Origin of the sequence: Nostoc sp. EspVER01 (assembly GCF_034530635.1) — a bacterium.
Taxonomy (GTDB): domain Bacteria; phylum Cyanobacteriota; class Cyanobacteriia; order Cyanobacteriales; family Nostocaceae; genus Nostoc.
The window spans coordinates 85,499-98,618 of record NZ_JAVRCS010000013.1 but is presented as its reverse complement, the minus strand read 5'-3'; the positions used below and the strand labels follow the sequence as shown (position 1 = coordinate 98,618).

Sequence of the window (13,120 nt, the reverse complement as noted above, 5' to 3'; positions counted from 1 at the left end):
GAAGAGAATGCTCCCCTGCTCCTCGGTCACTGAGCGTAGCCGTTGGCGTGGTCACTGAGCGTAGTCGAAGTGCAGCCTCTCGAAGAGAAGTGCTGCCCCCCTGCCTCCCTCAAGCAGTCACTATATAAGACGAGTTGATCGCTGCTACACGCCCAGCATCTACCAAAGCTTGATACACGATCGCCGCTACCTCACCCCGTGTAGCATCGCGGGTAGGATTGAGTTGTTTGAGGTTTGGGTAATTGACAATAATTTCCTTATCTATAGCTTTTACTACCTCATCCTTAGCATATTCAGGAATCTTAGCTTGGTCATCGAAAACTTTGATATTTGCTGTACCATCAGCAGATAACTTCAGTCCATTCACCAGAGAGACAATCACTTGCACGCGCTGAATATTTTTGTTAGGGCCAAAGGTATTGTCGGGAAAACCAGAGAGAAATGAACCTTGATATGCTTGATCAATAACTTTAGATGCCCAGAAGTCTGCTGGTACATCTTTGAATTTGATCACCGCACGGTTGGGCGATGGGTTGAAAGCTTTTACCAGTAATGCAGCGTATTGTGCCCGTGTCATAGTTGCATCGGGTTTAAATGTGCGATCGGGAAAACCATTAACTATCCCCAATTTGACTAATTCCCGAATAAACCCACCTGCCCAATGATTTGCAATATCAGTTAATTCGATAGTTGGAGTTGGAGTTGGGGTTGGAGTTGGAGTTGGAGTTGGGGTTGGAGTTGGAGTTGGGGTTGGCGTTGGCGTTGGCGTTGGAGTTGGGGTTGGCGTTGGCGTTGGTGTCGGTGTTGGAGTTGGTGTCGGTGTTGGCGTGGGTGTCGGTGTTGGAACCGAACTATCTGCAAACTCTATGTTTCCGGCGACTTTAGACACATCTATTTTATTTCCTAGAGAAATCAGCTTATTGGAACTGACATTTTGCAAATCAAATTTACCGTTATTGCGTAGAGTATTGCCCCCTGGATTATTGATACTGCCGATATCCGGTAGAGCAGTTCCAATTACTGTGATCCCATCATCAGTATTATTTTCACTGACATTATTACGTAATACGGGACGGGCACTACCAGAGATGACGATCCCAGAACGGTTTTCATAGATTCTGTTATCTCGAAGGATTGGTGATGCAGTATCACTAATGGCAATGCCGAAACCTGTTTTAAAGTAGGTATTATTTTCAATTTGACCTTTAGAATTTTTAGCGATCGCAATTCCATTAGCTGCATTCTCACTGAACACATTACCTAGAATCACTGGGTTAGCATCGCCTGTAGCAAATACTCCCTCCCGCTTATTGTTGATGAAGGTGCTATTAGCAACAGTAGGGGCAGTTGATTCGATCCAGACACCACTACCACGGCTAGCTAAATTTGTTACAGTCACTCCTCGGAGTTCAGCTTTATCCAGCAGTACAAATGTGACATTCTGACCAGCAAAAGTACGGCTCAGGTAACTACCACTTCCTTCAATTAAAATACCATTGCCTTTATTGGCTTCATTACCCACCACTGTTACGCCAGATGGAATCGTCAACGGAAAGACTTCACCATTAGCAGCATTGTAATTACCATCTGCTAGTTGAATCTTGGTATCAACAGTCGCTACCTTGAGGGCTTGCGTAATTGTTTTGAAGGGGGCTTGTTGAGTACCTGGGTTGGTATTGCTGCCTGATACTGGATTTACGTAAAAAGTTTGAGCCATATTTATACTTTCATAAAATACATAGCTATCCTAGCGCTAACTATGAAAGTAAGTAGCGTTTGATGCATTAAGTAACTTTAAGTACTTCTCACTGCAAAGTTAAAAAATTATGCAGATGCTTTTGGGTTTCATTAGTACTTGACTAATTCAAAAGGGTAGGACATGAGGAGTTAGAAATTTGAGTATCTAAAGTATCTTAATGATCAATAATACCCTCCTAAAAAAGAGAGAAGCAGGGAGAAGAGTTTCCCCTCTGCCTCTCTATCCTCATCCCCTATTAATAAGGCCACTTCCAATCACGAATTTCCGGCATATCGTCGCCGTACTTCTGAATGTAATGCTTGTGTTCAATCAGCTTATCTTGCATGTGCTGTTTGACATAAGCTGCCTTAGATCCTAGTTTTGGCACGCGATCGATTACATCAATTACTAAATGGAAGCGATCTAAATCGTTGAGAACAACCATGTCAAAGGGGGTGGTGGTAGTTCCCTCTTCCTTGTAGCCACGCACATGGATATTTTTATGATTAGTGTGGCGGTAGGTTAGGCGATGAATTAGCCAGGGATAGCCATGAAAGGCAAAGATAACAGGTTTGTCGGTGGTGAAAATTGTGTCAAAATCTTTTTCACTCAAGCCGTGGGGATGTTCGCTTTTGGGCTGGAGTGTCATCAAATCGACTACGTTCACTACCCGCACTTTTAAATCTGCAAAATGCTGACGCAGGATGTCTACAGCCGCCAAGGTTTCTAAGGTGGGAATATCCCCAGCACAAGCCAGCACTACATCTGGTTCGCCGCCTTGGTCGCTGCTTGCCCATTCCCAAATGCCGATGCCTTTGGTGCAATGCTTGATAGCGGCATCTATGTTGAGATATTGCAATGCTGGCTGTTTTCCAGCAATGATGACGTTGACATAGTTACGGCTTTTTAGACAATGGTCAGTTACCGACAATAGAGTATTGGCATCGGGGGGCAAATAGACGCGAACGATCTCGGCTTTTTTGTTAAGTACATGGTCGATAAAACCGGGGTCTTGGTGAGAGAAGCCGTTATGGTCTTGTCGCCAAACGTGAGAGGTGAGTAGGTAATTGAGGGAAGCGATTGGTCTACGCCAGGGAATGTGTTTGGTGGTTTTCAACCATTTGGCGTGTTGGTTGAACATGGAATCAATGATGTGGATGAATGCCTCGTAACAAGTGAAGAATCCGTGACGCCCGGTGAGGAGGTAGCCTTCTAACCATCCTTGGCAAGAAGTTTCGCTGAGAACTTCCATTACCCGACCGTCGGGGGAAAGGTGGTCATCTTCAGGGTAAATATCAGCTACGGAAACTCTGTCAGTAACTTCCAGTACAGGGTCTAAACGATTTGATGCTAATTCGTCGGGGGCGAAGATACGAAAGTTGCGACTTTCTTGGTTAAGTCGCATGATATCTCGCAGAAATTTGCCAGTTACTTTAGTAGCTTCCGCGATCGCTTTCCCTGGTTCAGAGACATCTACAGCATAGTCTTGAAAGTTGGGCATCTTCAGGTCATGCAGCAAAATACCGCCGTTAGCGTGGGGATTGTCACCCATGCGTCGATGCTTTTTGGGGGCGAGTTCTGCTAGTTCGGGAATCAGTTTACCGTTAGCGTCGAAGAGTTCTTCTGGTTTGTAACTCTTCATCCAATCTTCTAGAAGTCTCAGGTGGTCTGGCTGTTTGGCTATATTGCCAAAGGGAACTTGGTGCGATCGCCAATAATCTTCGGTTTTTTTACCATCTACTTCCTTGGGCCCTGTCCAACCTTTGGGGGTTCTCATGACAATCATTGGCCACTGGGGACGTTTGGTGAAACCATGTACGCGGGCTTCCCTTTGGATACTTTGAATTTCGGCGATCGCTGTTTCTAGAGTCGCCGCCATCTGCTGATGGACATCTGCGGGATCGTCACCTTCAACAAAGTATGGTTTGTAGCCGTAGCCTATAAATAAACTCTCCAACTCCTCATGGCTAATCCGTGCCAGCATCGTTGGGTTAGCAATTTTATACCCATTCAGGTGCAGAATCGGCAGCACAGCACCATCACGTACAGGGTTAAGAAATTTGTTAGAATGCCAGCTAGTCGCTAAAGCACCTGTTTCGGCTTCACCGTCACCGACAACAGCAGCAACGATTAAGTCAGGGTTATCAAAGGCAGCACCGAAAGCATGGACGAGGGCATAACCTAATTCGCCGCCTTCATGGATCGAACCAGGGGTTTCCGGTGCTACGTGACTGGGAATACCACCGGGGAAAGAGAACTGTTTGAAGAGTTTCTGAATTCCTTCAGCATCTTGAGAGATGTTGTGATAATACTCAGTGTAAGTGCCTTCTAAGTAAGTATTGGCTACTAATCCAGGGCCTCCATGACCGGGGCCAGCAATGTAGATTGTGTTGAGGTCATATTTGTTGATGACCCGATTCAGGTGAACATAGATTAAGTTCAGCCCTGGCGTTGTTCCCCAGTGCCCCAATAGTCTGGGTTTGACGTGTTCCAGCTTTAGGGGTTCTCTTAGTAGCGGATTGTCGAGTAGATATATTTGCCCAACGGAAAGATAGTTAGCTGCACGCCAGTAGGCGTTTATCTTTTGTAATTCTTCATCAGTTAAAGGCTTTGTTTGTGGAGTCGTTGCTAATGTCATTATCGACACTCCATTCCAAAAGGTTTTTGATGGGTTCATCAGTAAGCAATTATACTTGTTTTCCAGATGATGGCCATCTACCCATGATGAATTTTTTCAGCCTTCGTGACTAAATTCCTTGCTTCTAGACACAGGATGGAGAGCGATATATACGATGGATTCGGGGTGGGGTTCTTTCTTATTTTTGATTTATGCAAGAGGTCTTCTAATTTTCTCATACTTCAAGCTTTGCTTTTCCTTGAACCATCCAGTACAGCAAAACTAGCTAGAGGCAGATCAAGGAATAACCTAATTATTAATTTCCAATAACCCAGGCGGTGGTGTGATTTCAATACGATTAGATTTCAAGTCTACTACTGGTGCGATCGCTTCTACAAACGGAATCAAAACAGTCTTTTGCTTTTTGTCGCCAGCCAATGATTCATGCAACTTTACTTCTAACAAATCATTGCCGGCGGGGATGATGTCTACCACCGTACCAACGAGTTCGCCAGATGCTTGCATGAAGACTTCCAAGCCAATCAAATCGAGGACATGATATTCATCTTCGCTTAATTGGGGGCGATCGCTAGCTGGCACCATTAACTTACAACCGCGCAACGCCTCCGCCTGATCGCAATTTTCCACACCAGCTAATTTGATGACATACAAGTTTTTGTTACTGATATAACGTCCTGTCAATAATTCGATTGGTTGCGGTTCTGTACCATCTAAACGCAACAACCAACGTTTTCCTGGCACCTCAAATCTTTCGGGAAAGTCTGATACAGGATAAACCCGTAATTCTCCAGATAATCCTTGAGGGGAAACAATCTTACCAATTTCTAGCCAATCGTCGAGATTGGGGGCTGGGGATTGGGGACTGGCAACTACGGGCTGGGGATTAGGGGCTGGAGATTGGACATTTTTAATTTTTGAATTTCCTCCGACTCTCTTACCCCTCTGCTTCTCTGCACCTCTGCCTCCAATCTCTTTATTAGCTTCTTCGTGTTTCATTTCCATTTTTCCTACTAGTACAACACGGCGGAAATAAACCACCATTCCAAATCAATGAAATGCTTACACTGTATTGATTTTTAATTTTTAATTTTAGGGACTTCCAGAAAATAAATTATCCAATTTACTCAGATAATATTTTTCTTTCTCCCCTTGCCCCCCTGCCTACTCAGCGATGGGATATTTTTTTAGTTGGAAGTCCCTTAATTGCGCCTTGCGGTATTAGGCAGTCACAGCCGCACCTTTATAAGCTTCTTCAGCCACTTTTGCTAAACGTTGCATAGCAGTAGCAATCTCCTCATCGCTGCCTGTGAGACTGATGCGGAAACATTGGTGCTTGTGCGCCCACTCTTCGTCTAAACCGGGGAAGAAGCTACTTCCGGGGACAATAATCACACCTACTTGTTTAACTTGCTGATAAAATTCCCAGTCACTTATGGGTAGATCCTGCAACCACAACCAAGCAAAAATTGCTCCTTCACCGCGATGGAGGAACCAAGGTAAATTCTTGGGCATTGCTTGTTCTAAGCTGGTTTCTAAAACAGTAAATTTATTTTGGTAAAAGGGACGGATGACAGTGTGAGAAATTTCTACTAAAGCGCCAGAATTAATTGCAAGAGCTGCGATCGCTTGGCCGTAACGTGAAGAATGGAGACCAATATTTGCTTGGAAACACTCCAACACTTCAATCCACTTTTCATCGCCAATGGCAATACCTACCCTTTCTCCTGGTAATCCTGCTTTTGATAAACTCATGCAGTGTAAGATATTATCGCCAAACACTGGTGTCATTTCGGTAAAGTTCAATGCCGGGAAGGGAGGCGCATAAGCCGAGTCAATTAACACGGGCAGATTGTAAGGCGCAGCTAAAGCAGCAATCTTTTTCACTTCATCCTCAGTGAGGACATTACCAGTGGGATTACAAGGGCGAGAGAAGAGGATACAACCCGTATTTTCTGTAATCGACAGTTGGCTGAAGTCGGGGCGATATTTAAATCGGTGGGCGGCTTCATCAATATCGAGAGTCGGTTTGTAAGCAGTTAAAGCTTTTGGAACTAAGGATAGTCCGCCGTAACCTGTGTAGTCAGGGCTGAGGGGCAAAACGATTTGTTTTAACTCGCCGCTAGGGGTGTAGCCACCGAAGCTATTTACAGCATAGAAGTAGAGGGTTTGACTACCGGGGGTGATCAGGATATTGCGATCGCTTAAGTTTAACCCGTAGCGTTTGTTAAAATCATTAGCGATCGCTTCCACAAATGGTGCATAACCCTGACTTGAGCCGTAGCGACAAACTACTTCACCATATTCTGGACTAGCCAAAAGCTGTGCAGTGCAATCCCGCCATAATTGTTCTACCTCTGGCAAAATCAACGGATTACCAGCACTCAAATTAATAAACTGCTGCCCTGCACCCGCTCGTAATGTTTCGATAATATCCTTCATGATTGCTCTGACGCCAGTCAGGTTGGACATTTGAGCGCCAATTTGAGTTAGGGCAGGGTTCATAAGCTGTGAAAAAATATATTAATTTAGGGGTGGACAAATTATTTGAGGTTTGCTGCTGACATCCAGTTTACATCGTTGCCAAAACAGCTGTTGCCGCCTTTAACCAATCTAGCTAGAGAATGACATTTTAACAAAGGTAATAATATTTATCGTTATAGCCGCGATCGTGCTTAATAAATACGATGAAGTAATACAAAAGTTTATCATGCGTTCAATGCCTGTGAGGAAACTGGGGAGTCAAGAAGAGAATAGGGTACAGGGTAGAGATTATTCCCTATCACCTGTCACCTCTCCCCTAATCCGAATGACAAATGACAAATGACAAATGACAAAACTATACAGGAGCGCTGACATTGGAAGTTAAAGCAGCAGTAGCTTATAGTGCAGGTAAGCCATTGACAATTGAAACCGTTCAATTATCGGGGCCAAAAGCCGGCGAAGTGTTAGTTGAAGTGAAAGCAAGCGGGGTTTGTCATACCGACGCTTTTACTCTATCTGGTGACGATCCCGAAGGTTTGTTTCCGGCTATTTTGGGACATGAAGGTGCTGGTGTGGTAGTAGAAGTAGGCGCTGGTGTCACCAGTCTCAAACCAGGGGATCATGTGATTCCCCTTTACACTCCCGAATGTCGCCAGTGCGAATATTGTTTGAGTTTCAAAACTAATCTCTGTCAAGCCATTCGCCTAACTCAAGGACGCGGTGTGATGCCTGATGGCACTAGTCGCTTTAGTCTCGATGGGCAAATGATTCATCATTACATGGGTACATCCACCTTTGCTAACTATACGGTGCTGCCGGAAATCGCTTTGGCAAAAATTCGGGAAGATGCCCCCTTTGATAAGGTTTGTTACATTGGCTGCGGTGTTACTACTGGTATTGGTGCAGTCATCAATACTGCCAAGGTGGAACCTGGGGCAAATGTTGTAGTTTTTGGTTTGGGTGGTATTGGCTTAAATGTCATCCAAGGGGCGCGGATGGTAGGGGCAAATATGATTGTCGGGGTGGATATTAATCCCAATAAACGCGCCTTGGCGGAAAAGTTTGGCATGACGCACTTTGTTAATCCTCAAGAAGTAGAGGGTGATTTAGTTCCCTATCTAGTTGATTTAACAAAAGGCGGTGCCGATTACAGTTTTGAATGTATTGGTAATGTCAAATTGATGCGTCAAGCATTAGAATGCTGCCACAAAGGTTGGGGTGTGAGCGTGATTATTGGTGTTGCTGGTGCTGGACAGGAAATCAGTACTCGTCCTTTTCAACTAGTAACTGGTCGCGTTTGGAAAGGTTCGGCATTCGGTGGCGCTAGAGGGCGTACAGATGTGCCAAAAATTGTTGATTGGTATATGGAAGGTAAGATAAATATTGATGATTTAATTACCCATGTAATGCCCATTGAGCAAATTAATGATGCTTTTGAATTAATGCACAAAGGTGAATCAATTCGCAGTGTGGTGACTTTTTAGTTGTTAGATTCTAAGCTTTTTCGCAAACCGTAACGAACAGTAGAGGCATATATCTTTCATGTGTGTAAATTTTAGATAAAACACCAAATTTACCAGGACAAACGCATCTAAATATTGAAGATTGACCTCGATATAGAATTCTCCAATACTTCATCAGATGGCACTTGCAAAAAATTAAGTTTTACTAGACTTATTGCATGAATCTATGAGCTTTCACTCTAAATTCCTATCCCAAGCTTGGGAGAGGGATTTAGGGTGAGGGTTGAGGGCGAATTTTGCATTTTTACAAAAAGTCTACTGAAGAAGAATGATAATCGTTGAAAGAGCGAAGGAGAATTCTCTTTCTAAAAATACAAGAATTGGCTAGCTTTCAAGGCGTTGCTGAATTAAGGGATGATTCTTGTGGGGTGGGCATCCTGCCCGCCCGGAAATACAAGGGACGGGCAAGATGCCATTGGTGTCAACTTAAGCCAAAAACTATATCAGACAGGCGTTTTGCAAATCCCTCACGCCCTCATCCCCTAACCCCCTTCTCCCAAGGGAGAAGGGGATATTTAATGTCTAGCTCCCCTCTCCCAAGGGAGAGGGGCTGGGGGAGAGAGCAAAACGTTTTCACCAAGCAGGTTTCACGTTAAATTGACACCAATGGCAAGATGCCCATACCACAAAAATAGTAAAATCATCCCGCAAATGTGCAACCCCGCTTTCAAAAGGGTTATTAAAGCTTTTTCAGAATTTTAGCTTGATAATACTTCATCAAAGTATCGATCGATTTCTGCTATCAGTATTTCAAAGTCTACAGGCTTGGTTAAGTGACATTTGAAACCAGCCTTCAGCGCAAGCTGCCGATCCTCTTGGCTACCGTAGCCGGTAAGCGCAATCAGAATTGAGCGAGTAAATTTGGAGTCTTTACTTAGTTCCTGTGCAACGGCGAATCCATCCATTTCAGGAAGTCCGATGTCACAAATAATTACATGAGGCTCAAGCTTCTTTGCAGTTTCTACCCCTAAAACTCCATTTTTGGCAATGGAAACTTCATGCCCAAAATGCTCAAGTACTGCTTGTAATGATAAGGCTGAATCCTCGTTATCTTCGATGACTAAAATCTTCAACGATTTTTTCGCCGCCTCTGTAATCTCTAGGTCTTTGTCTAAGGTTGTAATCTCTTCGCATATAGGGAGAGTAACTTTGAATTCTGCTCCCAAATTTATCCCTCTACTTGAGGCTTCAACATTACCACCATGAAGTTCTACAAGACTTTTTACTACCGAAAGTCCCAAACCTAGCCCGCCCCGCGAACGATCTAAACTGCGATCAGCCTGGGTAAACGGCTCGAAAAGTTCTGGTAATATTGTCGGGTCTATCCCTATGCCTGTATCTCTTACGGATAAGGCCGCCACACTACCTGAGCCATTCTCACCTGGAATAACTGAGAAATCTACCCAGATCGTCCCATCTGGCTGGGAAAACTTTAAGGCGTTATCAAGAAGGTTCCCAAAGATTTGGAAGAAGCGAGTGGTGTCAACATAGGCCCACACGGGTGTGTTTGGCAGGTCTTGTACTACTTTAAGATTCCATCTGTTGATTGCTTGTGCATGGTCATTGAGACTTTGGCGAACCAATTCCACCAGATTAACCTTCTCAAGATTTAATGAAATCTTCCCGTATGTGATGGACGATACGTCAAGTAACTCATCGATCAATTTCGAGAGGTGCTTAATCTGGTTTTGCATCATTAAAACTGTTTCCCCAACTGCGCCAGTCTGTCCTAGCTTCAACTTTAGTAGCTGAACGCCGTTGGAGATGGGGGCAACGGGATTCCTTAGTTCATGAGCCAGCATGGCAATAAATTTGTCTTTTAGGGCATTTTGGTTCGTTAGTTTCTGGAAAAGTTGCACGTTTGCGATCGCAACTGCTGTAGTATCGGTTAAAATCTCTAGCATTCCGATTTCTTCGGGTGTGGCTAGGTGGCGTGTACTCCAGTAGGCTCCAATCGCACCCAGTGGATCGGAAACCCGAATCGGAACCATCACTAAACTTTTGACAAAAGTTACTTTGTACGCCTCAATCGGAATTCGTGCATCCTGGTAAATATCCTCAATTACGGCTGCTTTTTTATTGAGCATTGCCCAACCAGAAATACAAGACTTGAGCGGAAAACGCATACCTTTCCAAAGTGGGCCAATGGCGTTTTCATCGACATAGTGGCAACATTCACCATCCCGCAATACAAAAGTTACTCCATCAGCATTTGTGAGATCGCGAGCAGCCAAACGCACAATCTCAATAATTTCCTCAATAGTCCGCACACAAGCTAAATCCTTCACTACCGAAAGCAGCCTGTTGTAAGACGAAATGTTATAGCTCGGATCTGAATTCTGTTCTTGAGAGATGGAGGTTTTTAACATATTTTTCATAAATAACTCCGAACAAAAATATATTTGTATAAAAACTTAGCTAAAGCGGGTAATTCAGCAGACACATACTCTTAATCGTAATCTTAACCTTGATATTGAGATTACAATCTGTTACAGCATTTTTGCTTTTACTTGTATAGTATGAAATTGTTCAAAATTCCTAAGTAAATATTCGCAATTTATTTTTATTTCCTAATACAACTTTTGGTGTTTAATCTACGGGGGTTACGTAACAGCTTAAACTCGTTATTTAGACGTAGTATTTGCAAGAGAATCGAAGATACGTAACAATCATTCGTAGATATTGCCGATCGCAGACAAATTATTTGGCGATCGCTAAATAATACTCAAATCGCTCCCGGAGTTTTTCAACCGTCAAATTTTGAGTCCAATACTCCACTAGGGCGTGACCAAATGCCCAGGCGTTGCGATCGGGTGCAGCGGTGTTTTCCAGCAGTAGCGGCCAAAGGGATAGCAATTCAAAGTTGAGCGACTTGGGGTTTAAGAGTGAGAAAAGTTCATATCCCATTTGCAATTTGCCAATCACAATCGGCAACTGTTCCACGGGAATTTGCTCCGCCAGCATATACGCTAAGGCTGGAGATCCGGTTGAGAGGGTAGAAACAAATTGAAGGACGGGACTTTTGAGCAATGCCGTTAATCCTTGTGTTGTCGTCATTTGGAAGGTGTAGTGGTCGATGATTTTGGCGGCGGCGACGATGCGAGTTTCTAGATTACGCAAAAAGCGGGCGAGACGGAGTTGCTTGGTAGGTGCGATCGCATCCACTAATCCCAAGGATAGCGCTTCTACTCCCCAGGCAACTCGATTTGTTTTGCTGTCACCTGTAACCACAGGTAAAACTAGATTACAGAAGTTTCCTAGCAGTTTAGCGCGATATTCAGTGGCTTCTCTAATAGCAATTTCTTTGGGGCGATCGCCCCATTCCCAATCATAAGGTGGTTGCCATTCTCGGATTGGACGCAGCCGGTCTACTTGGGTGACGATCGCGATCGCAGGTAAATCTGCAACTTCTGCTTTGATGTCTTGCAAAAAATCCACATCCATTTGTAGGGCAGGATCGAGGGCAGGAGTAGCTAACAGCAGCAAATCTGAATTGATGGCATAATCAAGCACCACGTTTCGGAGTTCGGCACGGTTGACTTGTTCGTAACCAGGTGTATCCCAAAGCGTTAGGGTTTCGCCACTTTCAGTTTGCCATTGATAATTTTGAATGCGATCGGTACTGGGTAAAACATCAACGGCTGCGAGATCCGCCTGAAATAACGTATTAATCAGGCTACTTTTTCCCGATCCCGTGCGCCCCACCAGCAGAATATTCACGGGTTTTTGCTCAACCGCCTCGGCTGGTTGAGCTTGAGTCAGGATTTCTCGGAGTGTTTGGGTTTTTGCCTTGGGTAAAGTTGCTGGGGAAACTACGGTTGCTGGCACTGGTAAGATGCTACGTCCGTAAAGTGCGATCGCTTGTCGGCATAAGTTTCTCAGGGCAGCTTCCCGAAATAACTGGCTCAAATTCCCCAATAATTGCTGAGTTGCTTGGTTACTAGAACCCTGACTGGCTTGTTTTGCCACCGCCGCCACCGGGTTTAAGATCCATTGTGCCCAGTTCCAAACTTTCCAGAATTTCCGAGCCGATGGTTCCAACTTCCGGTAGACCTCATATCCTTGGTATGCTTGTCCAACCGTTACCTGATTGAGGATTGGGGATAACTTTTGCATCCACTTATCCATATCATCCACCGTTCCCCGAATCAGCCCGTAAGCTTGGGGAACGTAAATATTCAGCAGAGGATATTGAATTTGAGGATTGTAGATATGAGCGATCGCCACAACTAAATCCTGACATCGCGTCCAAAAAGTTTGCCAGTCTTCCCAAATCGGGCGATCGCTTTGTGCTGCTTGGAGAATTTCTTGAAGGGCGGTTTCTGCAAGTTTTGTGGTGTCATTTCCCACAGGTAGGCTTACTGTATCCTCTGTTGTCGATTCCAATTCTTCACGGACTTGAGTTAATACAGCTTCCACCTCGTTAACAGCTGGTTGAGTCCATTTGACTAGCAGCCAACGCCAACCAACAAATAAAACAGTGAATACACCCCAAATCCAATTAATGCCCCACGCATGAATTTGCGAACCGGCGGACACCAGTAAGAAAATGATGATAAACGCGATCGGGATTGCTAAGACTACCCACTGCCACAGTTTTAATCGCACCATTGCCCCATACCTGCTTTGAAATGTTGGGAGATTCGAGTTTTTGTCAAAATTACTCTTATAAAAAGTCTATCGTCTCCAATGCAGGCAGGATGTTTGGTATTGTGGGATTAATGGTAGACTCCTAATTAT

7 protein-coding genes are annotated in these 13,120 nt (G+C 44.3%); 1 reads left to right on the top strand and 6 read right to left on the bottom strand.

All coding sequences use genetic code 11. The features are described from left to right. Positions 1–109: 109 nt before the first annotated feature. The 4 genes from RMX69_RS13950 to RMX69_RS13935 form a co-directional block, all read right to left on the bottom strand. Entirely contained in the window at positions 110–1,717 is a 1,608-nt protein-coding gene (locus RMX69_RS13950; protein ID WP_322637792.1) for a DUF1565 domain-containing protein, read from the bottom strand. 277 nt (positions 1,718–1,994) lie between these two features. Beyond that, the gene (locus RMX69_RS13945) at positions 1,995–4,376 is read right to left on the bottom strand and encodes a phosphoketolase family protein (protein WP_322637791.1); all 2,382 of its coding nucleotides are present in this window, start codon (positions 4,374–4,376) and stop codon (positions 1,995–1,997) included. Positions 4,377–4,664: 288 nt separating this feature from the next. Next, the gene (gene rimM / locus RMX69_RS13940; RefSeq protein WP_322637790.1) at positions 4,665–5,372 is read right to left on the bottom strand and encodes a ribosome maturation factor RimM; all 708 of its coding nucleotides are present in this window, start codon (positions 5,370–5,372) and stop codon (positions 4,665–4,667) included. Positions 5,373–5,594: 222 nt separating this feature from the next. Then, complete coding sequence (locus RMX69_RS13935; RefSeq protein WP_289797649.1) at positions 5,595–6,878, bottom strand: valine--pyruvate transaminase; 1,284 nt, start codon at positions 6,876–6,878, stop codon at positions 5,595–5,597. 353 nt (positions 6,879–7,231) lie between these two features. Here RMX69_RS13935 and RMX69_RS13930 point away from each other — a divergent pair, with 353 nt between their 5' ends. Further along, complete coding sequence (locus RMX69_RS13930) at positions 7,232–8,341, top strand: S-(hydroxymethyl)glutathione dehydrogenase/class III alcohol dehydrogenase (protein ID WP_289797650.1); 1,110 nt, start codon at positions 7,232–7,234, stop codon at positions 8,339–8,341. A gap of 737 nt (positions 8,342–9,078) precedes the next feature. Here the strand turns inward: RMX69_RS13930 and RMX69_RS13925 are convergent. After that, positions 9,079–10,758 (bottom strand): ATP-binding protein, encoded by a 1,680-nt coding sequence (locus RMX69_RS13925; protein WP_289797651.1) that lies wholly within the window; start codon positions 10,756–10,758, stop codon positions 9,079–9,081. Positions 10,759–11,080: 322 nt separating this feature from the next. Then, a complete protein-coding gene (locus RMX69_RS13920; RefSeq protein WP_322637789.1) occupies positions 11,081–12,991 on the bottom strand; it encodes a GTPase family protein in 1,911 nt (636 codons plus the stop codon). Positions 12,992–13,120 lie beyond the last annotated feature (129 nt).